Annotated in this window: 21 protein-coding genes and 1 pseudogene; 14 read left to right on the forward strand and 8 right to left on the reverse strand. The window is 37.7% G+C overall.

The window, feature by feature from the left end; genetic code table 11:
• Window positions 1-74 precede the first annotated feature (74 nt).
• Both PSH48_RS16925 and cadR read right to left on the reverse strand, forming a co-directional pair.
• Window positions 75-377 (reverse strand): MerR family DNA-binding protein, encoded by a 303-nt coding sequence (locus PSH48_RS16925; RefSeq protein WP_327067425.1) that lies wholly within the window; start codon window positions 375-377, stop codon window positions 75-77.
• Window positions 378-494: 117 nt separating this feature from the next.
• Window positions 495-884, reverse strand: a complete 390-nt coding sequence (gene cadR, locus PSH48_RS16930; protein ID WP_024032398.1) for a Cd(II)/Pb(II)-responsive transcriptional regulator — start codon at window positions 882-884, stop codon at window positions 495-497.
• 77 nt (window positions 885-961) lie between these two features.
• Here cadR and PSH48_RS16935 point away from each other — a divergent pair, with 77 nt between their 5' ends.
• The 7 genes from PSH48_RS16935 to PSH48_RS16965 all read left to right on the forward strand — a co-directional run bounded on the left by PSH48_RS16935 (window position 962) and on the right by PSH48_RS16965 (window position 9492).
• On the forward strand, window positions 962-1576 hold the full coding sequence (locus PSH48_RS16935; protein ID WP_273611924.1) for a cation transporter: 615 nt from the start codon (window positions 962-964) through the stop codon (window positions 1574-1576).
• Between the two features lie 55 nt (window positions 1577-1631).
• Complete coding sequence (locus tag PSH48_RS16940) at window positions 1632-2363, forward strand: transglutaminase-like domain-containing protein (protein WP_004588887.1); 732 nt, start codon at window positions 1632-1634, stop codon at window positions 2361-2363.
• Window positions 2350-3252 carry a cation diffusion facilitator family transporter gene (locus PSH48_RS16945; protein ID WP_004588886.1) on the forward strand — a complete coding sequence of 301 codons (903 nt, stop codon included), beginning with the start codon at window positions 2350-2352 and terminating at the stop codon, window positions 3250-3252. Before PSH48_RS16940 ends, PSH48_RS16945 begins: the two co-directional genes overlap by 14 nt.
• Window positions 3253-3298: 46 nt before the next feature.
• The gene (locus PSH48_RS16950) at window positions 3299-3658 is read left to right on the forward strand and encodes a hypothetical protein (protein WP_273605406.1); all 360 of its coding nucleotides are present in this window, start codon (window positions 3299-3301) and stop codon (window positions 3656-3658) included.
• Window positions 3659-3741: 83 nt separating this feature from the next.
• Entirely contained in the window at window positions 3742-4959 is a 1218-nt protein-coding gene (locus PSH48_RS16955; RefSeq protein WP_273611925.1) for a TolC family protein, read from the forward strand.
• Between the two features lie 64 nt (window positions 4960-5023).
• Window positions 5024-6280, forward strand: a complete 1257-nt coding sequence (locus PSH48_RS16960; protein WP_064386706.1) for an efflux RND transporter periplasmic adaptor subunit — start codon at window positions 5024-5026, stop codon at window positions 6278-6280.
• An 11-nt stretch (window positions 6281-6291) separates the two neighbouring features.
• Complete coding sequence (locus PSH48_RS16965) at window positions 6292-9492, forward strand: efflux RND transporter permease subunit (RefSeq protein WP_273611926.1); 3201 nt, start codon at window positions 6292-6294, stop codon at window positions 9490-9492.
• Window positions 9493-10261: 769 nt separating this feature from the next.
• Here PSH48_RS16965 and PSH48_RS16970 read toward each other — a convergent pair.
• The 6 genes from PSH48_RS16970 to PSH48_RS16995 are packed head-to-tail and all read right to left on the reverse strand — an operon-like array spanning window position 10262 to window position 20607.
• The gene (locus tag PSH48_RS16970) at window positions 10262-11608 is read right to left on the reverse strand and encodes a hypothetical protein (protein WP_273611927.1); all 1347 of its coding nucleotides are present in this window, start codon (window positions 11606-11608) and stop codon (window positions 10262-10264) included.
• The gene (locus PSH48_RS16975) at window positions 11601-13832 is read right to left on the reverse strand and encodes an AAA family ATPase (RefSeq protein WP_273611928.1); all 2232 of its coding nucleotides are present in this window, start codon (window positions 13830-13832) and stop codon (window positions 11601-11603) included. The genes PSH48_RS16970 and PSH48_RS16975 overlap by 8 nt, the downstream gene beginning before the upstream one ends.
• On the reverse strand, window positions 13832-14275 hold the full coding sequence (locus tag PSH48_RS16980) for a hypothetical protein (RefSeq protein WP_239480513.1): 444 nt from the start codon (window positions 14273-14275) through the stop codon (window positions 13832-13834). Before PSH48_RS16980 ends, PSH48_RS16975 begins: the two co-directional genes overlap by 1 nt.
• A gap of 3 nt (window positions 14276-14278) precedes the next feature.
• Window positions 14279-14983 (reverse strand): hypothetical protein, encoded by a 705-nt coding sequence (locus PSH48_RS16985; RefSeq protein ID WP_273611929.1) that lies wholly within the window; start codon window positions 14981-14983, stop codon window positions 14279-14281.
• Entirely contained in the window at window positions 14976-17345 is a 2370-nt protein-coding gene (locus PSH48_RS16990; RefSeq protein WP_273611930.1) for a hypothetical protein, read from the reverse strand. Before PSH48_RS16990 ends, PSH48_RS16985 begins: the two co-directional genes overlap by 8 nt.
• The gene (locus PSH48_RS16995) at window positions 17335-20607 is read right to left on the reverse strand and encodes a hypothetical protein (protein WP_273611931.1); all 3273 of its coding nucleotides are present in this window, start codon (window positions 20605-20607) and stop codon (window positions 17335-17337) included. The genes PSH48_RS16990 and PSH48_RS16995 overlap by 11 nt, the downstream gene beginning before the upstream one ends.
• A gap of 109 nt (window positions 20608-20716) precedes the next feature.
• Here PSH48_RS16995 and PSH48_RS17000 point away from each other — a divergent pair.
• The 7 genes and pseudogenes from PSH48_RS17000 to PSH48_RS17030 all read left to right on the forward strand — a co-directional run.
• Window positions 20717-21226, forward strand: a pseudogene (locus PSH48_RS17000) (PhoH family protein); the annotation flags it as partial.
• Window positions 21223-22605 (forward strand): PhoH family protein, encoded by a 1383-nt coding sequence (locus PSH48_RS17005; protein ID WP_008464132.1) that lies wholly within the window; start codon window positions 21223-21225, stop codon window positions 22603-22605. The pseudogene PSH48_RS17000 and the gene PSH48_RS17005, both read left to right, overlap by 4 nt.
• A 192-nt stretch (window positions 22606-22797) precedes the next feature.
• Window positions 22798-23160: a hypothetical protein gene (locus PSH48_RS17010; RefSeq protein ID WP_024595179.1), complete on the forward strand. Its 363-nt coding sequence runs from the start codon at window positions 22798-22800 to the stop codon at window positions 23158-23160.
• Between the two features lie 208 nt (window positions 23161-23368).
• Window positions 23369-24406: a hypothetical protein gene (locus PSH48_RS17015; protein WP_145234888.1), complete on the forward strand. Its 1038-nt coding sequence runs from the start codon at window positions 23369-23371 to the stop codon at window positions 24404-24406.
• Window positions 24403-24720 (forward strand): hypothetical protein, encoded by a 318-nt coding sequence (locus PSH48_RS17020; RefSeq protein ID WP_008109627.1) that lies wholly within the window; start codon window positions 24403-24405, stop codon window positions 24718-24720. Before PSH48_RS17015 ends, PSH48_RS17020 begins: the two co-directional genes overlap by 4 nt.
• Window positions 24721-24732: 12 nt before the next feature.
• Entirely contained in the window at window positions 24733-25080 is a 348-nt protein-coding gene (locus PSH48_RS17025; RefSeq protein ID WP_016899198.1) for a hypothetical protein, read from the forward strand.
• Window positions 25081-25237: 157 nt separating this feature from the next.
• A complete protein-coding gene (locus PSH48_RS17030; RefSeq protein ID WP_076923064.1) occupies window positions 25238-25585 on the forward strand; it encodes a hypothetical protein in 348 nt (115 codons plus the stop codon).
• The last annotated feature ends 66 nt before the right edge of the window (window positions 25586-25651 follow it).

Consider the following 25651-nt stretch of genomic DNA (forward strand, 5'->3'; position numbering starts at 1 on the left):
TTTTATTTATCATTTGAAAGTCTATTGGTTGATATTACCATCATTCTAAACTCCGTATACAAGTACGGAGTCAATCATTTTAATGAGTCAATTATGGGGCAATGTGTTGGATCTTCGTTTTGCATACAGGTATTTGTCATACCCACAATTACTTTCTCTAAACGTTGAAGGTCATTAATTTTGTCTCGAATGATTGCTAACTTTTGTCGGTTTAATAGCTCAACTTGAGCGCAGTTGCTGTCCATAGACATTAGCGATTTTATTTCTCTTAACGTAAAGCCGAGCGCTTTGGCTTTTGTGATAAACCTAAGTTGTCCTGCTATTGATTCGTCATGTTGTCTATAACCAGATATTGGTTTCTCAGGTGGTGTAATCAGTCCTTCTCGTTAATAAAAACGAATGGTTTCTACATTTAAATTTAATGATTGTGCTAATTTGCCAATGGTTTTCATTATTGCCTTTGTGAATACTACTAATCTAAAGTTATATTTAGTTCAACTATCTAATGACTTGATAATGCCACAGACTTCAATTGTACCGTCAGACCCGCAAGAGCTTGCCATTAGTTTTAACTCTTTTTTGAGTGCATTCAATTCCTTCATTCGTTGATTAACTAAAGTTAGTTGCCGATCAATTAATGCATTTACACTAGAGCAACTCTCCTCTGGCTTGTTTTTTAATTCAATGAGTCGCTTAATATCATTAAGCGGAATATCTAAACTTCGACAATGCTTTACGAACTCTAGCTCTTTAAGTGCCTTATTAGAATACAACCTGAAATTCCCTTCAGTGCGATCAGGATCTGACAGCAAGCCCTCCTTTTCATAATATCGGATGGTTTGTACTGAACACCCCGATGTTTTCGATAACTCACCAATTTTCATAAAATTTCCAAATAAACTTGACCCTATAGTCACTATAGGGTTTATAGTTAGAGCATACAAGTTAATCGGAGATGAAAATGAGCGATTGTGGGTGTGAAGTTGAGCTAAAAGATAACCAGCAAAAAACGGTGCTTTATTGGCTTCTGGCTATCAATGTCTCGATGTTTGTTTTTGAAATTGGCTTTGGTTGGTTATCAGAATCAACGGCTTTAATTGCAGATTCGTTAGACATGCTAGCGGATGCAATCGTCTATGCAATTGCACTATACGCGGTGGGAAAGTCAATCCAACATAAGGCTAATGCTGCTTTAGTGAGTGGCTATTTCCAACTGGGGTTAGGCGTGCTAATTCTAATGGATATTGCTAGAAGGCTGTATGGTGAAAGTGAGCCTCACTCTTGGTTTATGATTGGCGTAGGCATGGTTGCTTTAGTTGCAAATGTGATTTGTCTCATCCTTATTCGAAAGCACAACAACGATGAAGTACATATGAGAGCTAGCTGGATATTTTCAGCGAATGATGTAATTGCAAATCTTGGTGTTGTTATCGCAGGCATACTCGTTATGGTGCTGAAACAGCGTTGGCCTGATATCGTCATTGGTAGCATCATTTCAATGTTAATTCTTCGAGGCGCTTACCGAATACTAAGCGATGCTAAACAAGAATTAGCTGTTGCTGAGAAAACACGTTAAACACCAAATGAAGATAAACAATCAACCTTTGGTTGTTCAAAGTAAGGAAACATCAATGAATAGCAAATATCTAGAAAAAACCAAGATAGTAAATTTTGAACACTCTACAATTCAATCATTAATTTCTGAGCGTAATTGGCAAGAACTCGATGACTTCAACAAAATTGGTGCAGCCTACCAATTTGTTAAAGATGAAATATTATTTGGTTACAATGAGAGTGATGATATTTCAGCAAGCAGTGTTTTAGCCGATGGTTACGGACAATGCAATACCAAGGGTAACCTGCTGATGGCTTTGTTACGAGGATTAGGTATTCAATGTCGTTTTCACGGCTTTACTATTGAGCAGCGATTACAAAAAGGAGCTATTCCCACTTATGTATTTTGGTTAGCACCTAAATATATCATTCATAGTTGGATTGAAGTTTATTTCAAGGATCGTTGGATAAACTTAGAAGGCTTTATATTAGATGAACAATATTTAAGTTCACTACAGCACAAATTTAGTCAAATAAAAAACGAATTTTGTGGTTATGGTGTTGCAACAAAGTGTTTCTCTTCGCCAGATACAGATTGGCGTGGTCAAGATACCTATATACAAAAAGAAGGTATTCATGATGATTTTGGTGTTTATAATTCCCCTGATGAGTTTTATCTCGAAAAAGGAACTAACTTATCAGGAATCAAACGTTGGATGTATCAACGAGTGATCCGTCACTTTATCAATTTTAACGTAGTCAATGTAAGAAATTTAAAAGTTCTTGAGGTGGAAAATGCACAATCATAGCCATAGCCATTCGCATGGAAAAGACGACCGTATAGGTTGGACATTTTTCCTTAATGTTTCATTTACTATTATCGAATTTATTGGTGGTTGGCTAACCAACAGTACCGCTATTATGGCTGATGCTGTACATGACCTGGGTGACAGTTTATCTATAGGATTCGCTTGGATACTGAGTCGTTTCTCGGATAAAGAAGCATCCGATAGATTTAGCTATGGTTATCGTCGTCTTACCCTGTTTGGCGCATTAATTAACAGTATTGTATTAGTTATTGGTTCTGTCTGGGTGCTATTTGAAGCAATACCAAGATTATCTAATCCTGAAATGCCAATGGCTGAAGGAATGTTGGGTCTTGCATTACTTGGGGTTGCTGTTAATGGGTATGCAGTATTTAAACTAAAAGCGGGTAAAACGCTGAACGAAAAAGTACTTACGTGGCATTTGCTTGAAGACGTACTTGGCTGGGTTGCAGTCCTAATTGTTTCTATCGTGCTGCTTTTTGTAGATCTACCCATATTAGATCCTTTGCTTTCTATAGGCTTTACACTGTTTATATTGTTTAACGTTTTGAAAAACCTGAAAACAACATTGGCACTATTTCTTCAAGCTACACCTGATGAAGAAGTGCAGAATAATATTGAAAAAGCGATAAAGGCTATACCTGAAATTAATGGGATTCATCATATGCACTTTTGGTCATTAGACGGGGAAAGTCACGTATTAACTGCTCACCTAGAGTTAGCCCATAACTTTGAGGTTGATAAATTAATTAGGCTAAAACAACAAGTGGCTAAGGAACTTTCTTCTTATAATTTATCTCATACAACCATTGAGTTTGAGTTTCCTCAAGAAACTTGCCGTGACGAGCATGAAAAACATGCGCATGGCTAGTTTAGAAAACCTTTTTTTGATATTATAATTTTTCATATTTAAGTAGGTGTTTATTTTGAAATTCAATGTTGCGTTAAAAATACTATTAGTCGTTTCGATTGTTTTGCAATCGTTAACTGCTGTTGTATCCGCAACACCTGAGAATCACCAGATAGATATAGAGCACCTTCAAATTCAACATGATCATGCAGATGATCGAAATGTTTTAAATGATAATACAGATGATGAACAGCACGATGTAAAGGATTGTCATCACTGCGGACATTGCAGTGGCAGCCATTTATCTTGGATTTTAGTCAGTAATTCAAATGTCGATGGTAAGCTAAATATTATCAATAAAACTCCTTATCAAATTGATCAAACAAGTACCTTTCTTGAAGCGATACTTCGTCCGCCTATTTCTTAATTAGATTAATTTTTAATGACCTATTTATCCTTTAATAATGGATAAAGGTTTCGTGTTTATTAATTTTAAAATTAAGAATTTTTATGTATATATATTTAAAAAATGCAGGTTTAGTCCTGTCTTTATGCATGGCTGTGAGTTTTTCAGTTGCCACTTATGCCAAACAGAAAAGTATTTCATGGCTAGATAGTCAAATAAATAAAGATCCCGAAGTTGTTGCGGCTAAAGAGTTACTTAATGCAAGTAATCATAGAGCCAAGAGCTTAACTAAAGCCGTATATAACCCAGAGCTTGAAGCAAGCTATGAAAAAGAGGGTGATTTTGATAATTATTCTATTGGTATCAGTCAAACGATTGATTTTTGGGATAAGCAATCAGCAAATAAAAGCATTGGTGAAATTGGTGTTTATGCAAACCAGCAACAATTGTTATCTCTACTCGATTCTAAAAAGGCTAACGCTTTAACTGCAATAGTTAATTGGCAAGCAGCAAAAAAGGTGGCTCAGTTACTTTCAGTAAGAGAAAATCAATTACAAACGCTCGTTGGAATTGTTGAAGATAAGCGAAAAGCAGGACTTCTAGAGCCACTTGACGCTGAACTGGTTTATTTAAACTTGTCCCAAGTTTTCAGTGAAATATCTGAGTCGCAAATTGCTTTGAAAAATGCAGAGGTAAATGTTCAGGAGTTATTGCCTGATTGGACGCCTAATACTACCAATTTGTTTTCATTTACTTTTGGAGCAACAAACTATTCATTTAACTCTCAGTGGGTTGAGGAACATCCAAAAGTTAAACTCGCTAGAGCGCAATGGAAGGTAAAACAATCTAAAGCTCAACTAACCACTATGGAATCTAAAGCCAATCCAACCATTGGAGTTAACGCAGGGAAAAGTGGAGATGAAGACTTGATTGGCGTGACTTTCTCAATTCCTTTAAATATCAGAAATAACTATTCAGATACTGTTAAAGCCGCTTATTCAGAAGCAATTGCAGCAGAGGCTAAGTTTCGGTCGGTTTATCGAAAGCAGTCATTTGAAGCAAAAGCTAATTATGAATCGCTTATTGTCAGTAAAAAATACTATGAGCAATGGCAAAAACTGACAAAAGGCAGATTAGATAGCAGCGAAAACTTATTAAATAAGCGCTGGGAAGCTGGTGACATTAATACTTCTGACTACTTACTTGCATTAAATCAACGTGCGGAAGGGCTTCATGCAGGAATACGTTTGGAAAATCAATTCAAGCTTGCAGAAATATCCTTCATTTTAAGTATGGGTCAGTTATCCAAATTTGAGATTTGAGCGCTTTGTTTTTTCAGTAGCGAAAAACGAAATCTTAAATTTATTAAAAATATAGGTTACAAAAATGAATACAGTAATTAGTAAAAAATTTTTAGCCGTAGTAATTAGCAGCCTGTTAGTTGGGTTTACTACAAATCATGATGCTTTTGCACAGTCGTCAGATGGAACTGGTTCTGTCACAAACGTTTCGAAACAAGAAGAAAAAGAACATCAAGATGAGCATGAACACGAAAAGGGACATGAAGAAGATAAAGGTGACCATGACGAGCACGGCCATGAAGGTGGTAATAAAGAGGGAGAAGAAGAACATGAAGAAGGTATCACTATTGATCCAAAGAAGATGTCGCTTGCTAAAATTAAAGTGGAAAGTGTTAAGCCTGAATATCAATTTAGCTCCGTATATGCACCTGGCGAAATAAAAGCTAATGGCTATAAAAGTTATGTGGTATCACCACGTACAGAGTCAGTCATTATCAGTCGCCATGCAGCGCTTGGCGAGTATGTAGAAATAGGTCAGAAGTTAGTTACATTATTTAGTGAAGCAATGGCACAAGCACAAGCTGACTATTTAATCGCTTCAACCGAATGGCAACGTGTAAAAAAGCTGGGTAATAAGACGGTGAGTGAAAGTCGATTATTACAAGCTGAAACAACATACAATGCGAGCTATGGCAAGCTCATTGCTTTAGGGTTAACTGAAAAAGCAATAAATGGTATTTCTAACAAAGACATTAAAGCATTTGGACAATATGCATTAACGGCGCACCGTGAAGGTGTCGTGCTTCAAGACGACTTTATCCAAGGGCAACGTGTTGATGCTGGGGATGCAGTCATGTTGTTAGCTGATGAAAAACAACTATGGGTTGAAGCAAAAGTTTCTCCAAATAAAAAGCTAAATTTATCAATTGATTCTCCTGCGGTACTTAAATTAGAAGGCCAGAGTTACAATGCCAAAGTTATCCAAGAAGCCCATACAATTGATCCCGTAACTCGTACAAGAATTATTAGATTGGGGGTACAGAATGCTGATGATAACCTTCATTCAGGTATGTTTGTAAAAGTTTACTTTCAGTTTGCCACAAAGCAGAAAGTGATGGCTGTGCCAGAAGAAGCATTGATCCGCAGCGCAGATGGTGATTGGACGGTATTTGTCGAAGACCACCCTGGAGAATTTAAAGCTGTAGAAGTAGAACTAGGCCGAGCCTTAGGTGATTTTAGGGAAATCATTGGCCTTGATAGTGGGACGCGAATTGTAACCAAAGGCGCATTTTTTGTTGCTTCTGAAATCGCTAAAGGCGGATTTGATCCGCATAACCACTAAGGAGCAAGACTATGTTTAATAAAATAATAGATTGGTCTGTTAATAATAGACTCCTGATTTTGATTGCGCTGTTTGCCACAGTTGTCGGCGCAATTATGGTTATACCAAAACTAAATTTAGATGCCTTTCCTGATGTTACTAATGTTCAAGTTGCTGTAAATACTGAAGCGCCAGGACTAGCTGCTGAAGAAGTTGAACAACTCATTACGTACCCCATTGAAGCGGTCATGTATGCCTTACCTGATGTAGAACAAGTGCGCTCAATTTCTAAAACAGGCTTGTCTGGCGTCACGGTTGTTTTCAAAGAAGGCACCGACATTTACTTTGCAAGACAACTTGTATTTGAGCGTCTTCAAGCCGCAAAAGAACTGATACCAGAAGGTGTCGGCACACCCGAAATGGGGCCAAACACCTCAGGGCTAGGCCAAGTATTTCAGTACCTTCTTATTTCAGATAAAGATGCAGGCTATGATGCTATGGCACTCAGGAGTCTCAATGATTGGGTAGTAAAATTACTCGTTATGCCTGTCGATGGTGTTACTGATGTACTCTCCTTTGGAGGTATTGTTAGGCAGTACCAAGTAAATGTAGATCCATCTAAGCTTCTTTCTTATAACCTAACGCAAGAAGACGTTGTTGGTGCCCTAGATAACAACAATGCCAATGTTGGCGGATGGTATATGAACCGTGGGCAAGAGCAGCTTGTTATTAGAGGTGCAGGTTGGTTTGAAAGTGGTGACGCTGGTATTAGTAATATCAAACAAGTTCCCGTCAAAACAGTTGATGGGACAGTTGTGACGGTTTCGGATATTGCTAAAGTTGAAATGGGCAGTGAAATTCGTCAAGGTGCTGTCACAATGACGCGCAAAACCGAAGACGGTAAAGTCGAAAATTTAGGTGAAGTTGTCTCTGGCATTGTCTTAAAACGCATGGGGTCTAATACTAAAGCCACCATTGATGGTATCAATGCAAGAATCCCATTGATTAATCAAGCATTGCCTAAAGGTGTTCGCTTTGAACCATTTTATGATCAGGCTGATTTGATTGAAAAAGCCGTTGATACAGTAGTTGATGCACTATTACTAGCATTTATTTTCATCTGTATTGTATTAGCACTATTTTTAATGAATATACGTGCAACCTTCCTTGTCCTAATATCTATTCCAATTTCAATTGGTATCGCGTTAATGATCATGGCTTGGTGGGGCATTTCTGCAAACCTTATGTCATTGGGTGGCATTGCCGTAGCCATTGGTATGCTAGTTGATGGTTCAGTCGTGATGGTTGAAAACATGTTTAAGCATTTAAATAGACCAGACTCTACCCATTTAAAAACTGTAAAAGAAAGAGTGCCTAGTGCTGATACTGATCCACATGATGTAGAACAAGATGAGCATGGTATTAAGTTACGTCTTCAAAATGCGGGTAAAGAAGTGGCTCGTCCCGTATTTTTTGCAGCTTCTATTATTTTAGTCGTATTTACGCCTTTATTTAGCTTTGAAGGTGTTGAGGCAAAGTTATTTCAACCTATGGCAATAAGCATCATTTTAGCTGTTATATCTGCTATTGTGGTTGCGTTGTTTGTTGTACCCGCTTTAGCTACTTATTTATTTAAGTCAGGTGTAAAAGAGAGGGAAAGCTTTGTTCTTAGGCCATTAGACAAACTCTACAGAAAAGGGCTTACATTCGCACTAAAACGCACCAAATTAGTCATTTCAGCCGCACTTATATTAGTTTTCTCTGCCTTTGCATTAGTTCCATTAATTGGTACTGAATTTGTACCTGAGTTAGAAGAAGGGACGATAAACTTAAGAGCAACGCTTGCACCTTCTTCCAGTTTAGATACCGCGCTCACTGTGGCACCAATTCTAGAAGAAAAACTAATGGCTTTCCCTGAAGTAACCTATGCATTAAGCCGAATTGGTCGAGCAGAAATAGGTGGAGACCCAGAGCCTGTGAATAACATCGAAATTTACATAGGGTTGAAGCCTGTTTCTGAGTGGACCAGTGCATCTAATCGATATGAACTTCAAGGAAAAATGGAGAGATCTTTAGAAGAATTCCCTGGGTTGCTACTCAACTTTTCTCAACCTATTGCGACTCGTGTCGATGAGCTACTATCTGGTGTTAAGGCTCAGTTGGCGATAAAGTTGTTTGGGCCTGAACTTGAGGTACTGGCGGCTAAAGGTCAAGAAATAGAAACAGCAATTAAAAACATTGAAGGTGCAAGGGATGTTGCATTGGAGCAAATTGCTGGTGAAGCGCAATTGGTGATAAGTCCTAACAGGCAAGAACTATCACGCTTTGGATTGTCTGTGAGTGACATAATGGAGGTTGTGCGTGATGGTATTGGTGGTGTTGAAGCCGGACAAATAATCAATGGTAATGAACGTTATGATATTTACGTTCGCATAGAGGAAGAGTACCGAAGTAACAAAGAAGCTATTGCTGATATTCGGCTTCAATCACCTACTGGTGCTTGGGTGCGACTGGGTGACGTAGCCTCAGTCTCATTTGAGTCAGGCCCACCACAAGTTAGACGCGATGATGTACAACGAAGAGTCGTTATCCAAGCAAATGTACAAAATCGAGATATGGGAAGCGTGGTTGCCGATATCAGAAAGGTAATTGCTGAAAAGGTTGACTTACCTTCAGGTTATTCTGTTTCGATTGGCGGCCAGTTCGAAAGTCAAAAACGTGCTCAAAATAGGTTAGCTATAGTTGTACCTTTATCGTTAGCACTAATCGCACTACTACTTTACTTTGCCTTTGGTTCTGTTGGTCAAGCTATGCTGATATTGGTCAACGTGCCGCTTGCTGTAATTGGCGGAGTTTTCTCCTTATATTTATCTGGACAATACTTGTCTGTACCAAGCTCCGTTGGCTTTATTACCTTATTTGGTGTAGCGGTATTGAATGGGGTCGTTATGGTAGAAAGTATCAACCAACGTATTAAAGACGGTCTAGAAGCATCTAAAGCCGTTTTTGAAGGCGCTACTTCAAGATTAAGACCTGTACTTATGACTGCTATAACATCAGCTTTAGGTTTGATACCGATGTTAATGTCTAATGGTGTTGGTGCAGAAATACAGCGCCCATTAGCGAGTGTTATTGTTGGCGGCTTGGTAACTGCAACACTGTTAACATTATTTGTTTTACCTGTTTTATATCGCTGGTTTTCAGAGAAAAAAATAAAAGAGCTATCCAGATAAAATGACTGTGAACTCTAACCCCACGCTAAAGTCACGTTTAGCGTGGGGTTATTGAGTAGATGAACGAAAAAAAGATTAGATTTAACAATAAACTAATAGTCATGACTGCTTTGTCGGAACATTTGTCGTTAAACAGGCCAAAGCTAACTTCCGCTTTCGTATCTTTGCAGTCTTAATCTCTATGTGTCTCAAGGTCGGCTTATGGCACAGAGCAGACCGCCGGTAATTATTGAGTGATGCAATCCACGGCTATAACTGCCCATGAATACAAGTTCTTTATGTAATGAAAAATAAAGATGCGCTGTTGCTACTCCGCAAAGCATCGGCCTAAATAAACTCTACCTCGAAGTAAACCGATTAGCTTTCGTATAACAGATAGGCAAATTATCAATTCAAATCACTTACTGTAATAGATGTTTTCAAGCGATTTCTCGTTGTTTAAGAAATTTACCTAATAAAAACATAATTATTTTTAGAGTGTAATTTAGTTAATAAATCTCAATTTAAGTGCCATATTTCATTATAAATCAATAAGTTCTCAACGCGCCGTGAATTCTCGATTTAGGTGGCACTGATCACTGGTTGCCAGTCCAACTATTAACGTTGGTTGTTTTTTCTATTGCGGCGACGCAAGTTAATGTGGTAATTGACTCAGTGGGCATACTTCCAAGCTTGTTTGCTGAAATATTTACATTTGGACTCATCCCTTTTATTCGCATGTTGGTGATCTGGAAGATCTTGAGATCCTCGATTCAGATATTTACTAGCGTTAATTTCCACTATCTTTTAATTGGTTTTGTAGTTTTTGAATTTCTATTAACAGTGCCTGATTCTCTTCGTCTTTTTGCTCTGCGCTTTCTACCGCTTTTTGCCTTTCTAACTCAAGGCGAGTTTTATCTGATTCTAGTTCACTAATTTTTAATGACTTCTTAAAAGATTCAGTTTGTTGCATAGTTCTTTTACGACTCGAAATATAGTCTTCTAGAGAGCCTGCGCTGCGGTGGGTCATTTCCCTTTCCATCTGAAGTGCAATTGCAGTTTCATTAGCACTAAAGCCTAACTCTAATGCAGCGTCCAAATGTTTATCAAGACTATCTCCGGAAAATTTATGGCGTAATGAATAAATCGATTTACCTTTAGGCCAGCCAAGTTCTGTGGTGATTTCACTGAAGATCTTGCTGATATTCTCAGCGGTTAATGGTTGAAAGCTGTTGGGGTCTAAGAATAAATGACCTTCATAGTTGCCAGTATCAATGTTGGTGAGAAACTCTTCCAAATCATTCTCAATGAAATTCCTGACAGCGAGCACTGTAGAGAACCTAAAGCTCACTGGCATAGTATTTCCTTGCTTAGCCAGCTTTGGAACAATTGATAAACTATCTTGCTTGTTGAGGAAGAACTCTCTTTCGATGATTTCTTTAGAAAATTGAAGCCTACGATAGCTACTAACAGAAATCGGGCGGCTACCCGTTTCATTCATGATCTGCGCAATTAGCAATAGTGACGCTCGCTCATAGCCCTCATATTCATTAATTATGTAATTGTTAAGTTCTTCTAGCTCATACTCACTTGCATCTTTTCTGTTTCGGCTTCTGGTATCACAATCTCTAAATAATTCTGGATAAAGTGAATTATTGTTTGGCTTTTCATTTCTAGATACGGCGATTTCCTTCAAAAGTAATGATGATGTTATCTGATATGAAAACTTATTGGCCGGATCAAAACCAAGAATATTTGGGTGATATGTACCTTGCTTTTGTACCCAATGATAAAAGTTATAGATTGGCATCAAAAAGTCGCTATTGACTGTCTGTTTAGCAACGTTTTCATCACCTCGATATCGTGAATCTGTTGTCGTTTCTTTCAAGCAGAGCGTCCTAAATTCCCTCATGCGAGAGTCATTCATTTCAAGCCAGCTTATTTTATGTTTACCAGAGTTCAAAAATTTAAATAATCGTCTGATAGCCTTTCGATAAGTGCGTATAGTTTTGGGGTTTCTATCCAGCTCAATGATAAAATCTGTAGGTGCCCAAAGAACCTCTCCGTTGATATCTTGGTAAACATAGTGGTCTTGACGATCATAGTGTACTTTTGTTTCAGTAATACCGTTACTCATCTGAAACCTCCAACTTTAGTGGAACACCATGATGCCTATTAGCGCTAAACTCTGCGGCATCAACCGTATTGACTAGTTGATTCCTATTACCGATAAATAACATCGACTCTCTAGATGCGTTTATACATGTGTAAAGCCATGATTTATCAATCAAATAGAAATTATCCAAAATAACTAAGGAATGAGTAAATTGATTCCCCTGAACTTTGTGCACCGTAATTGCATAACAAAGCGCAATACTTTCAATATCATCTAATGACAAATCAATACAATCACCACCAATGTCTATCTTCATCCAACACTCACGCCCATATGCAACGACAGGCTTTTCGTATACTTCTACTATGTTTGCTAACGTACCAACCGATACATCAATAAACTTATTAGGTTTGGCAAAAATAATTGGCTCCCCCGCGTAGAAAACAGATTCACCAATTTCTAGCTTTGCTACTTTTTTCCGGTCAAAACGAATCCGCTGAACTTGAGAATTTATGTCATCGCATAACTGAGGATTCGAACAAATGATCTTAGGTACATCACTTAACATTGAAGTCAATTCGAACCAAATATTGATTGTAATGGTACTAAGCATCTCGTGAGATTTATCTTTAGTATGGTACATACTTAGGCTTTGTTCTTTTGACACGTCAAATGCGGTAATAGCATCGAATACTGATGATGCAGTATTATTAAATAAAGAGTTAGAGATCCGTTGGATATCTGAATTCGATGTCGAACCGTAGACTTCAAAAAGCCCTGTAATCGCATCATGTTTTAAGTCAGCAGCCTGTTTGAGAAAAGCTCCCGGACCAATTGGTGGCAATTTGTATTTATCGCCAATAAAACAAATGTGAGCATTAAGAGGAACAACCTTTAATAGTTTATATAACGTTAACATATCAACTGAATTTGAATTTTCTATCAGTATAAGTGCTCCTGACAATGCGCCTTTTAGGTTTCGCTTTTTTGCCTGTGAAATGAAGCGATTAATAGTTTCTCCCTTTAAATTAGGCAGTATATTGTCTCCATTACAAACAACTGAATTAACTCTCCAAACGTTAATACCATTATTAAGGCATACATCAATGATGATCTGGGATAGCAAAGACTTTCCTGTACCAGCTTCTCCTACAATAAAAGAAACAGGTCGATTAAAGGCATTACCTAATGCCTGTAACTGAAGAGGATTTAGTTCAACACTGTGGTGATCTAATATTGATAACGTTTCGTCAAACGCCAACGAATTCGTATCAAATAGCTGCTTTATCTTAGATAAACGCCTGTGAAGTAATGCATTAATTGCCTTTTCAATCGCCTGATGACCTAAGATTTGTATAGTGTCATTTTGTTTGTTGAAACAAAGTGTCTGAAAAGCACAGTCTTCAATTTCATTAAGTTCAAGCCCAATGCCTGCTTCAATCAGTTCAGCTTTGACTTCATTAGCAGGTAACGCCATATCACCGTTATTGCTATGTGCTGAATAAAGTAGTGATTCAACAAATGAAATAGCTCTACGCTTATCGTTTAAATTGATATCAAAGTTAGCTCTTACTTTTTTGTCTAGTGATTTCCATGTCCGCTTTGCAGCATTTACAGAGGTTATAGGATAGAGCAGATATGGATTCTTTTTTATCAGGAAACTTGCGTCACTTCCTAGTAGCTGACGAGTAGTTTCAACATACTCAACTGGTAAGTTGTGCCGCTCAAAAAATAGATCTAATTCACTTTCACCAACAACTTTAGCCCAACCATCACAAAGATTTTGAGCCATAACTGGTGAGATTTTTAGCTTTTTACAGTTAGAAAATTTTTTAGCCGAGTAACTATGTAAAGTTGCGAACAAACCATCGCCAAAAGCGACCTTAAGTTTCTTGGCCCAATAGCTATTTATACCGACAAAATGAGCGTTGTAGATAAGAAAATCACAAAGAACATCTGTTGAAATCTCTGCGCTGGGGTACTGCTTTGAAGCCTTATTAACAACAAACTGTGAGCCATATTCTTTATCAAAGGAATAATCACCAGTCGCTCTCCAGATTTCTCCTGTTTGCGGGATTGACGTAATCGCACCGAATTCAGCCTTAACGACTATTTTTTCACGTGCAACCTTTAATAAAAATATAGATGAGATACCACGTTTATCTTGTGTATAGTGCCGAACTAAAGTGACTACGCCTGTTAATTGCTTAACATCTTCGTGAAATGATATATTGCTTATTTGCATCACACGTCACCGTCATCCAAGTAAAGCTTTGGAATATACCGACCTGTTGCCAACAAAAACTCTTCTGAAGCCAGATCTAATTGAATAGAGTTAAGCTGGGTCTCTAATGCCTTAACTTTCAATTCAAGCTCACTATTTGAAACCATATTTTCTACATTTTCTTTTGCTGAATTTTCTTCTTCAACATCATCAGGTAGTTCAATCTCAAGCCCGTTTTGTTTTCGAACTAGCTTCTCTATTGGACCATCAGGAGCAAATAACTTTTGTAGATCTTCATTCGTATCAAGCGTTGATTTAGGCACATTATGCATTTTGAAAATTTGAGTCTTGTTAACCCGACCTTGATACAAAGGGATAACAGGCGAAGTATTTAACCAATCTGCTATCTTTTTAGCATTCTGTTTACCGATATCTTGAGAAGACTTTCTGCGCTTATTCACCATGATTTACTTCCCCGGAAAATCAATAATAGAGGTGCTCTCGTCAGCATTTTCGTAGTCGATACCATGTTCGTCTAAAAGCTTTTTTAGTTTTGCATTTTCGATGCTAAGTTGCTTGTTCTTTAGATCAGACTGCTTAAGTTGTTTTTTCTTCAGATCAAGCTGAGATTTTATAGACACGCGTACACTTTCAATCTGGTTTTCTAACGTGCTGTTTTCTTCCTCTAAGTGTTTGTTAGTCAATCGAAGTTCAATTAGTTCATACGCTAACCCCTGATGATTCGCTTCAGAAACTTTCAGTTTTTCTTCTAGCTCTTGTAGGGCGTTCTTTTCTTTAGTGTTGGCTTGCAGCTTGGCCTTAAACTTCAGCCTTTCCCAAAGGTTAAGCCTATTTTTATCGCCATAGATTCTTAGCTTTAAATTCGTTGGTATTGCATCCAGAGACTTTGCAGACGTTGTAAATGGCGGAATATCATATTGCTTAACAACTTCTTTGCTATTTTGTTTACCATTCCAGTTTCTTAGTCCTGTAGGGCTGCTAGGGAAGAACTCAAGGACGTATTTTCCGTTGTTATCAACCTGCTTGTTACCATTAACTATTACAAAGGGGATTCCCTCGCTTGCCCACTTTTCAAGTATTTCCACTTTTTTTTCAATACGCTCAAAAGCTTCTTTTTGTTGGGGATCTTGGTTTTGATTTATCTTAGACATTAGGTTGCCCCCCTTTGAAAATACTCTTACTTCTTTCCATTGTACGTTCATGGCTTTCAATCAAAATCTCTAAATTAGCGCTTTGTTCCTTAGCTCGCATACGTTCAACGGGGAGCGTCAAATAATCAGCTTGTACTGCCTTTAGTGCGATTAAGTCTTCTTTCATGATATTAAGCTGGGTTCGTTTTACTTCTTGGTATGCACAACCCTTACATACAGATGGTTCACAAGGAGCCTTGTGCTTTTTAGCTTCTCCCTCTTTTTTATGGCAAGTAGCATGGGGTTTAGGCTTGTGTTTATGACCCCTAGCATCAAGTACTTGAGCCATTTCATTACTTTTTTCTTTGTTAGGTAACTCGCTAAAGCCTTTACCGTACTTGTCTTTGGTATAGTTGTTGAACCTCACACTCTTTTGCAAAACGCGGTAAACCTTTTTCAAATAAGAAGTATATTTACCTGCCATTTCTTCGGTGCCCATAAGTAAGGCCAGAATGTCTTTTGCCGTTGTTTCAACACCTACTTCAGCAATGATTTTATCTAGAGCCTTATTTTCTTCTTTTATCGCAATGGTTGATTCAGCTTTCTCATTTCGAGTCAGCTTGGTTTTATGATGAAGTTGCTCATGCGTTTCTCTAGCGGCAGGCTCCGTTACATAAACAGTTGTTTCTTCGGGATCAACATGTCCTAGCTGGTGACATAATGCTAGTAAGTCTGCGTTTTTATACTGATAATGGTAAATAACAGCGTAGATACGTCTGAATGGGTGGCTTGACATGTCCACTTCAGCATCATCTAGCACCATTTTTAAAAATGCATTGCCAGTGATCTTTGAATCTTTTCCCTTATTAAAATGATATTTATAGTGTTTAAAGTTTCCTTGATCATCAATTCGAAAACTTGGCACATTAAACAAACCGTCAACATCAACAGCGCCCCATGCTTTTTTCAATTTAATTAAGCATTGAATTGCTTTAGTGCTACCGTTGTTAGTTGTGTACCAGCGTCGCTCACCATTTTTCTCGTTATAAAAGCACGCTTGATACCAATTGAATTTTTTATCTTTACAGCGAAAGAACTCTTCCGTAATGCCAATAAGAGGGTGCTGGACTTCGGCTTGTCTTCTTGCGTTGTAAGTTTGCAATATGACATAGCATGCGGTCATCAATAACGTGATTACTTCGGTTACAGAGAACGCCTCAGAATCTTTATCTGAAGCGGTTAAACTCGATTTGTGAATTTCAATACCTAGCAGTTTTTCAAGCTCTTTAACTTTTTTCGAACTAACTAAAAACTCTGGAAATCTACCTTCAGTCAGTGTTCGATGGCGAAGCCCTTCATCAAGGTATTGATTTTTTAAGTTGGTAATTTCATTTACTAATGAAATTATTTTGGATGAATATTCGTATACCCAAAGGTGTGAACCGCCTAATAGATCAACAACATGTTCTAAATCCAAATTTTTTGTGCGACCAGCAACTTTACCTAGTTTTTTAGAAAGCTGGTTGGGGTTAGGAAAAGGAATAAACTGCATCCGATCTTCATTATCTAGTTTTGCAAACCTATTCCAAGTACCAAACCAGTTATTCAAAGATTTAACGGCTGGTTGAGAAGGTGCAGATGCGCCTTTGGATGCTAAACGAGCAGCGAATTTAACTCCCTTTGATTTTAGGTGTTCTGTTACTTTTTTGTAAACGCTGGTTGGAACTTGATTTTCTAGACTAACCGCACCGATACATTGGGCAATCTTAGGTACTCTTATACTAGTTACTTTAGAGTTTTCGGTATTACCGTCTTTGATTAAAAATGGCTCTAGTTCGTCATTCTCGATTAACAAATCGACAAATGAATTAACTCGTTCATGCAAGGCTAGCGTTGCTGGAATACCACCTTCTTTGAGCGTTACTTTCATCTTATCGATTTGCTTTTGATTTACACCATTTAGTACGAGATGACCATGTAAGCACATATATTCAATGAATTGCGCTGCAACGTTAACTTGCGACATTATCCCTGTTTTTACAAATGTCGGCGTATGTTTAGCTCTGTTTGCATAGATATCGACGATTTCAACAAGCGCCTTGGCATAGTCAGGGTAAACCAAGATAGGCACTGGGTGCTGCCACCCCGCAGCACCGGGAACCCATATATCACGTAGATCTACAGAGCCTTTTTGCACTACCGTTTCATTGGCTTTCGCGCCAGTGATCTTTGCATGATAATGTAAAACAGTACCTTCAATAGAGAGCTTTTCATCTGTAACTTGCAACAGTTTTGCATTTTCTAAAAGCAGGTCGTCATGCTCTTCCAGTATCTCTTCCGGCTTTATGTCTTCTAAGAACTGGTACTTAAGATTACTGTTCATTTTCTAATCTCCCTTTAGCGTCTTTGAACATTAGAGGATTGGATAACTCTACATACTTCACTAAACCAAACGTAAATCGCATGTCAGGTGCTATATACTCATCAAAATACTCTCTACCATGCTTTGCCAGCAGCACCTCACCACGTGCTATGTAATAAGCCTGATGTCGCAGGGTTCGTACAAATTCATCAACACCCAGTTCAACGCGATTGAACTCGCAACCTTCTCCTGAATGGCATTTTCGACCTTTACAAATGCTATCTTGCTTTGATTTATCAACAGCAGCGAAGATGTCTGTGCATGATGAGCCGTCTGCTAAAATGAACCAATCTGGCAATTCTTCTTTATGGTCTGCTGGTGCTACGATTAAATCTTCGTCAATGTTGTTGCGATCTAAGCCGTATTTCTCTATTGATGTTTCTTTATGTCTAAACTGGACGGTTGTCTCAAATTTTCGCTGAAAGTCAGCGTTGTTGGCTTCATATTCAGTCACGGCGATAGGGTGCGTTAGATAAGCAGAAGTGACTCTACTGCTTGCATGATTCCGTTCTCGTTGTGAATTAACCAAGCTACCGTCGATACCTTTTCTAAGGTTCATTTGATGTTTGGCTAATAACTCCATCCGGAAATATGGAAGGGTGTAGTGATCACGCAGCCTGTCTGTAATAGCTGCCGATAGGAAATTTAGTTTTGTCGAACCCGGAGTATCCCAAATACTATCTGGTTGAAAGTCCATTCGTACCATGTTGTCATGATGTTGGATAAGAAAGCTGATCACCTCACGAATTTCTCTTTCATGTGGCTCAATCGTAACGGGCGTAGTCTCTTTACCTACTTTTTCTTTGAAGCCAGCAAGTACAAAAGGTCCTTCTGGTATTTGCTCCGGCAAATTTGCACGAGTCAATGTAGCTATTACATCTTTATTCCAAGTGGTTCTGATAACTAATCTGATAAAGCACACAAGAAGAATATTTTTAGGCAAAAATACACCGGACCAAAAGAAGTCTTTCATGCCAGAGCCAGTGTTAGGAAACCAGTGTTTCACATAAGTTGGGATTAACTCAGATTTTTTTTGACAGTAAGTTGTATTGCTTACCCCAATAGATAGCTGGTGCTGGAGATAAGCTCCCATCACAACTTCAGTTGTAAAATTTTTTCTAATAGAACTCGCTTGTGACTGTAGGGTGAGCCGACCTTCGTAAACTTGATTTTCTCTAACTAAAGCAGTTACTTCTTTAGGGATATCCTTGGTAAAGAAACCATTAACGTCTTTTACAGTGTAAATGTTAAAAGTGGATACAAGCTGTTTGTAGCATTCAACTTCTTTCTTACACGCATTTAGTATCTGGTTAATTGGCTTTTCAAAGTACTCTTGTACACTTTTTCTTAGCTCTGACAACGATTGTTGTTGGTTTAAAATAGGGCTGGGTAAGATATCACCATTTTCGTCAACAGGCTCAATTAGCTTTTGAGCATTCATTTCGTCAGAAGCACTAAACCGAGATTTAAAACCACAGTGTTTTATATTAATCAGGCCGTTGATTTTACCCGCATGATTACTTAAAAATGTTCGTAGGCTCTGGCTTCTAGAAGCCTTTAATTGTATATTTTGCTCATCGATGATGTCTTCAAGTTGAGTAAAACCTAACCTGAAACTTCGCTGATCTAATTCAGACAATGTGCTGGTAAGGATATTACATATTAGTGCCGACTCTGATGATGTATCTATGACATAGCCTAAAGTTCGCTCTATGTACGACAAGGATATGGCTGGCATTGGCGTGGTCGCTGTGTGAGTTTGTAGGTTATTCAATGCTCTTACCAGAACGCTATTTGGCTTTAACAATGGCGCTAATTTAGTAAGGTTAAACTTTACGGTGACATCATTTTTTTTACCGTTAACTTTGGAATACCCTTTGAAAGCCATAGTGTTTATTTTTTCTTTAGGATTAATAGTTGAATCAATCTCAAAATCTTTTAGTAACCTCCCGTTTTGAGTAGCGCTATCACATAGGTTCAGAAAGTCACGAATGAGTTGCAACTTTTCTTGCTTCTTATTTGGGAAATGTTCGGTGATTAATAACTCTAGATCGATTAAGCCCTTGGAAACATTATAAGTAATCAAGTCTTCGGGCTTTTTAGCAAATAGTAATCTCGCATCACTATGTCCTCCATGCTGAAGCAAAATCAATATTTCTATTAGATCAGTTACGCTGACTGTATCGGCAGCGCTAGTTTCTGATATTTTTTCGAACTGATTAAAACAATTCTCGCCCACACTTTCCAACGGCAGAACCAATGGTAGTTGGAACGAATCAACAATATATTCAATGTTTTCACATTGTATTCTGAACCGTGGTTTAAACTTTAACTGACCTGAGCTGTTAAAGTTGGTTTTGAAGAGGTCTTTCGCTTTATTTAGCTCAGGAGCAGTTAGCCCATGAACAAATAATTTCTGTCTAAATAGTGTACTTAGCTGATTTAACTTTTTATTTGGGAAAGCTTCAAATAGGCTTTTCTCAAAATCGATTAGTGCCTCGTTAACTCCGGTTGGTGTTAATAGGTTTAATGGTTTGTTAAGAGAAATCTTTATTTCAGAATTTTCAGGCCAATGGTCAATTTCGCGTAACAATTTTTTAAAGCCCGCAATGACGGAGTATTCAAAGGGCTGTTCTCTTGAAGCGTTTTCTAAATTGATTAAAAGATTGTGTAAAACCGAGTCCTTAATAAATAGATTTGAGAAAGTGTCGGGATCAATAACGGTAAACTTTATTTTATTATTTACATCAATGGTAAATAGGTCGATGTTAGGATTTTTTTTAAAGTCTACATTTGTTGATAGCAGTGTTTCATAAGCTAATTCTGATGCATTAAAACCATTTTCTATTTGAGTGCTGAATGAATTGAAAAAATTTCTGACTGAGGTGCTGTAGCTTTTGGCTCTGCTCAATGGAAAGTTGCTTACTAATGCTAGCTCAATTGACTTGTAACCTTGGATTAGATCTTTGATGGTTATCGTCTCTGGTTTACTCACCAATAAGTGGATTGAAGCTTGGTGATCTTCTTCGTCAGCATTTATCAGATGTAGCAATTTTGATATCGCTAATCGTAAATTGTAATGTGCTAGAGATGATGTGTTTACACTTTCATCATCCCATTTAGAATTAATTAAACAGAGTTGTAAAAAGCTGCCTTTTGGCGCTAAGCTTTGAAAAATTGTATTGTCGATGTTGAGGATGCTTTTATTTTTATAGTTTTTCATGGGCTAACTTAGGTATACCTTAAAATTGTATCGACTTTAAGACTAGCAGTTATAAATAATAATACTTAATCGGTCGGTCGGTGTGTCTATTTTAGAGCTATAATACCTCAAAACATTACTGGCACTGGCCAGTGCGCTTGAAATGGTGATTGAACGCGGTATTTACGACAAGGTCATTGTAACGCGTAATACCCCCGAAATAGCTGAGTCTATCGGTTTTTTACCCGGTACCGAAGAAGAAAAAATGGCGCCGTGGTTAGCTGCAATTACCGACACCTTAGAGGTACTACACAAAGGAGACGAGAACCCAATTTCGAGTCGCAATTACATAATGGAAAAAGCCAATGTACAGTTTAAGTCGGTGAACTTTATGCGTGGGCGTAGTATTCAAAATGCAGTGGTAATTTTACAACCCCGAATTGGAAAGATTTTAAAGTTTTTACCCCCTTGTTTTTATTGGCCTGTAGAAAAAGTAAAAAGAATTTCTCTAAACATGGATTTTTGTAACGACTTTAAGCATTCCCACAATAGCCAATCTTTACAGAGTATTTGTTATTTGGGATGTAAGTACAACACGCATTCTAGCAACGATGCAAACTTTTGGAGGGCTGCGTCATGAAAAGCTCTGTTGAAAACCGAAACCCTCGTGTTCTTGACACGTCTGCGTTGGTTCATGATCCAAAAAGTATCCTGTCATATCAAGATGATATTTACATCTGTCTAACAGTTCTAGAAGAATTAGATAACTTAAAAGAAAGAACTAACAAATCGGTTAGTGCTGATGCTCGTGTATGTATTCGTATGCTTGAAGATATAATAAATGGGCACAGTGCAGAAGAGATGGAAGCTGGTATTCCACTGCCTTCTACTGAAACAGCTAAACGAGGAAAACTGTTTATTGGAATTGATACCCAGCTCGATATGGCTAAAGAGTTAAAGCACGGTATTGGAAGTGACGCTGACAATAGAATAATTAACTATGCACTGTATCTTCAGAAGGACTTAGATAAAGACGTAGTAATTGTTAGCCGTGACATTAATATGCGCTTGAAAGCTCGAACCGTAGGGGTCATGGCAGAAGACGTTGCCGTAGATAATCAAATATCAGATATTGATCTTTTATACACAGGGGTACAAGCCTTTAAAGGAGATCTTTTTGATCGAATTAAATCAGACAAAGACTTCAAGGTTTCAGGAGAAGTTTATACTTTCCCAATAAGTCTATTTAATGATGAAGTTCAGCCAAACATGTATTGGTACGATGAAGCTGGACACATTGGGCGAATTTCAGAAGTAACAGATACTGAGGTATTCACAAAGTTATTACCTCGTAAACAAGAAAAAGTATGGGGCATTTTGCCTAAAAATCAGCGTCAGGCAGTAGCTTTAAGCCAATTAACAGATCCATATTATGACTTAAATATCATCCTTGGCCCTGCTGGCTCCGGAAAAACTTTTTTAGCAGTTGCTTCGGCGCTGCATCAAGTATTGGAGTTAAAAAAGTACAAAAAAATCGTTGTGGTGCGCTCCAGAGACTTTATGGACGATGATCCGGGGTTTTTACCCGGTGACCTGACAGAGAAATCAATGCCGTTATTAGCAGGTATAACAGATGCGCTTATATCAATGCATTCAGGTGATAACAATGAAGGTAATATTAGTGCAACTGTTGAGCATGTGATCGAAAAAGCCAATATAGAATTTACTAGTATGGCTTACTTCCGAGGTCGTTCAATAGACGATGCTGTTTTAATCATTGATGAAGCTCAAAACATGACTAGAGCGCAAATTAAGGGCATGTTAAGCCGTGGTGGCAAAAATTGTCGCACAATCGTGTTGGGCAACTTAGCCCAGATTGATGATAAGTTTGTCACACCCGCATCTTCAGGTGCTAGCGCGGCTGTTAACGTGTATAGAAACTATGAAAAAGGCTCAGTATTGATATTTGATGAAGTAGAGCGTAGTAGCTTGGCTGAATTCACTGAAAAGAACATGTAGGCATCAAACTACAATTCACATTTCCTTATAATATTGCGACAATAGCCACTGCTTTTTGCAGTGGCTTTTCAGAGAAGCCCGTTCCCACGAAAACAGGACGAAATGGATTTACTCTGAACTAAAAGATTAAATATTCACAAAAACTGAGTGACATAGGTGCGTGGCCTAGCGTTGCCGTTTTTTGGTGTATTGATGTCTTTTAATAAAGAAGACCTGCTAGTAAATATAAAAAGGCAGGCAAAACGATTATCTAAATTATTAACTATTCCCCTTGGACAAGCCCAAGAAGCCCTAGCTATTTGTCTGTATGACTGTAACAGTTACAGCGATTTACTAGTAAAAATAAAAGCTGAATCCTTTGACAACCCATTGATAGCACTGTCTGCTCTCTCACCAAACTCGGAAATATTTTTAGTAAAAATATTAGCTAGCCACCTAGATAGCATCATTGGAAATTTTGAAAAAAAATTTCCCGGTTCCAATATAAATGAAGAATTAGTCATATCCCTTTTCGGACTTAGCTTTGATGAGTTCAAAGCCAAAATTTCTGACTGATTTTGTACAAATCCGTAAGTTGCCATTTAAAAATTTAGCGATATTATGAGTGAAAGGTTGTGCGGACAGCCTACGCCTACACATGTTTTTCGCCTTGAAAAACGTGAACAGTGAAGCGGAGCATCCGTAAAAATTTGGTTATTTGAACAATAAATAAAGCAATGTGTTGGTAGGCCATTGTTTATTGGAAAGTTGTTTGGAGAACTAAGTGATCTCACTTTATCAATTAAAGAATAAGCTCAATAAACAAGCAAAAGAGTTTGCTGAGTTATTAGAGTTTCCTGATCTTTACGCCCAAGGCCTGTGGGCTAGAGGTGTTTATAACTGCCCTCATTTTTCTGATACCCATAAATATCTCTCTGAAGTATTTGAAAAGAAAAAGCTGGACTCAATTCTAAAGCACGATTCCCTGAAATATTTAATGATCAACGAATACGATGATCAAGAAATTATTGAATCGCTTCATAAAGAAATTGAGTCAATGGCAAACCGTATTGAAAGCCTGATGCTGGTAGATCTCGAAACATTAGAGTTAGTTTCAGTGATATACCAAGTTTTAGGGTTGCCTGAAAATGCCAAGTTTATTGTAAATACAGGTGCAGACTTCCGCTTAGAGTGGCGACCATACTTTGATGCCTTTGATGATCCGTTGATAGTTCAATATGCAGATTTAAAAGTTCATGGTTGTTATTTCAGGCTAATCGCTTGCAAGTTTCCGTTTGAAAAGCTTTCCTTGGATGACATTAGAAAATACATGTACATCAATCATGTAAACCATAATGGTGAGTTTGAAGGCTGTATTTCTGAAGGAAATACATTTTCTAAGCATGTGCACTGGCTGGTGTTGACACTTGAATTATTCAGTAGCGGCAAAGTAAATAAGGCTCAGTTCAATCCAACAACCTTCAAAATCGAAGGTATGCGCTATTTGGTATATGGCTTCCCATTGATTCCTTCCTTTGTATCTGATTGGCACAAACCTGATTTATGTCTACGAGTCAAAAATCTAGATGGCGATCAGAAGTTCATTGTTCGTATCGAACAGCAAGATCTTGTTTTTTATGCGAGGCGCGTTGATACCAACTTTTTTAACACAATCGATTATGAAAAATACATTTCGTTGTATCAATCTAGTGTTCTGTCACATTTTGATGCTGACAACAATTTGCTTAAAGTTGATGGGGTTAAATATCTAAGTTTTTTTCGTCCTTTTTCTGTAGAAGATATGAAAGGAGTTCAAGCATGAGACCTAGAGTAAAACTAACCAACGCAAAACTTATCTCAATTCAATCTGATACAGAGGAAAAAGTTGAACGGGTGCTTTACGGCACATTTGCTGACGAAAATGAAAATGGTAAAGAAGGAGATGCTTTATTCACGATAAAGGTTTTGGAAATCAATGGTCTAGAAAGTAAGTGCTTTGGTGTTGACTTTTATATCTTAGATGCTGAATCTAAAGAGTTTGATGTAAATGCATTTGAGTTTAATTTAATGCATGAGTGTATGTATTCTCCTAATGAGTTATTAGAGCTGCGAGATATGCTCCCGGCTAGTTATTAGTAAGGGAATACGTTGGATAGAATATATTTAAAGGATGCCTACATAGTATCTGTTTACGACTATAAAGAATTTGAAAAAATATTTCTTGGCGAGTTTTTATCAGGGGGGGTTATTGAAGATGAAACATTCAGGTTTCGGCCATTTCAGCAAATCGTGACTTCAAAGATTGTTAGCAAATCTGCTGATGAGGATAAGTTAGAAATATACACACATAGTGGGAGTTGTTATGTGATTGATGCTGACCATAAGTTAATTGATATTTCATTTGTTGAACTGGTTGTTATGAGAGCAGGAGCTTATTCGGCAGATCGAGTTTTAGAAATGAGAGAGCAACTTAAGTCTCAAAATAAAAGCCATTGAATAGCGAAGATAAGAAGTCTGATGAGATTATTATTTGTCACTTACCTCTTTGAAAAATTTGACGATAATCAAATATTCATAAATGTTTATACAGCATCAATTGACTTAGTCAAAAATTTGCATTAGTATTAGAGATGTATATTTGTAAGAGAATTTTATGTCTAAAGCATTTTCAAAAGTCTTAGTAATGACGCTTATGCTGGTTGCCTTTGTAGGGCAAGCATTTGCGTATTCTGCTATGCCTTGCGAAATGTCATCAGGTTCTCACGAATCACACATGAACATGGATCATGGTGATATGAATAAAAGCAGTAATGGTCAATCAGAAGATTGTTGTGACGTTGAATGTATTTGTCCTGCAAATGCTTGCTCATCTACGACAGTCCTAAATTCCAGTATTGATTCGACAGATATTCAAATATTCAGTGAATCTGTAGCTGCTCTGCAATCTAAACAACCTCATTCAATTTCCACTTCCCTTTATCGTCCACCAATTTTTGCCTAATACAGGATTAGTGCGTCCAAATTTCTCGCACATGTAATTAATTTTTCTGTTAGTCAATATAGCGTC

This window comes from Pseudoalteromonas sp. Angola-4 (assembly GCF_028599265.1).
Lineage (GTDB): Bacteria > Pseudomonadota > Gammaproteobacteria > Enterobacterales > Alteromonadaceae > Pseudoalteromonas > Pseudoalteromonas atlantica.

Bases quoted from the DNA above. Each gene is read 5' to 3' on its own strand.
- cadR (WP_024032398.1), bottom strand. From the start codon at position 884: ATGAAAATTGGTGAGTTATCGAAAACATCGGGGTGTTCAGTACAAACC.
- PSH48_RS16935 (WP_273611924.1), top strand. From the start codon at position 962: ATGAGCGATTGTGGGTGTGAAGTTGAGCTAAAAGATAACCAGCAAAAA.
- PSH48_RS16940 (WP_004588887.1), top strand. From the start codon at position 1,632: ATGAATAGCAAATATCTAGAAAAAACCAAGATAGTAAATTTTGAACAC.
- PSH48_RS16945 (WP_004588886.1), top strand. From the start codon at position 2,350: ATGCACAATCATAGCCATAGCCATTCGCATGGAAAAGACGACCGTATA.
- PSH48_RS16955 (WP_273611925.1), top strand. From the start codon at position 3,742: ATGTATATATATTTAAAAAATGCAGGTTTAGTCCTGTCTTTATGCATG.
- PSH48_RS16960 (WP_064386706.1), top strand. From the start codon at position 5,024: ATGAATACAGTAATTAGTAAAAAATTTTTAGCCGTAGTAATTAGCAGC.
- PSH48_RS16965 (WP_273611926.1), top strand. From the start codon at position 6,292: ATGTTTAATAAAATAATAGATTGGTCTGTTAATAATAGACTCCTGATT.
- PSH48_RS16970 (WP_273611927.1), bottom strand. From the start codon at position 11,608: ATGAGTAACGGTATTACTGAAACAAAAGTACACTATGATCGTCAAGAC.
- PSH48_RS16975 (WP_273611928.1), bottom strand. From the start codon at position 13,832: ATGCAAATAAGCAATATATCATTTCACGAAGATGTTAAGCAATTAACA.
- PSH48_RS16980 (WP_239480513.1), bottom strand. From the start codon at position 14,275: ATGGTGAATAAGCGCAGAAAGTCTTCTCAAGATATCGGTAAACAGAAT.
- PSH48_RS16985 (WP_273611929.1), bottom strand. From the start codon at position 14,983: ATGTCTAAGATAAATCAAAACCAAGATCCCCAACAAAAAGAAGCTTTT.
- PSH48_RS16990 (WP_273611930.1), bottom strand. From the start codon at position 17,345: ATGAACAGTAATCTTAAGTACCAGTTCTTAGAAGACATAAAGCCGGAA.
- PSH48_RS16995 (WP_273611931.1), bottom strand. From the start codon at position 20,607: ATGAAAAACTATAAAAATAAAAGCATCCTCAACATCGACAATACAATT.
- PSH48_RS17005 (WP_008464132.1), top strand. From the start codon at position 21,223: ATGAAAAGCTCTGTTGAAAACCGAAACCCTCGTGTTCTTGACACGTCT.
- PSH48_RS17010 (WP_024595179.1), top strand. From the start codon at position 22,798: ATGTCTTTTAATAAAGAAGACCTGCTAGTAAATATAAAAAGGCAGGCA.
- PSH48_RS17020 (WP_008109627.1), top strand. From the start codon at position 24,403: ATGAGACCTAGAGTAAAACTAACCAACGCAAAACTTATCTCAATTCAA.
- PSH48_RS17030 (WP_076923064.1), top strand. From the start codon at position 25,238: ATGTCTAAAGCATTTTCAAAAGTCTTAGTAATGACGCTTATGCTGGTT.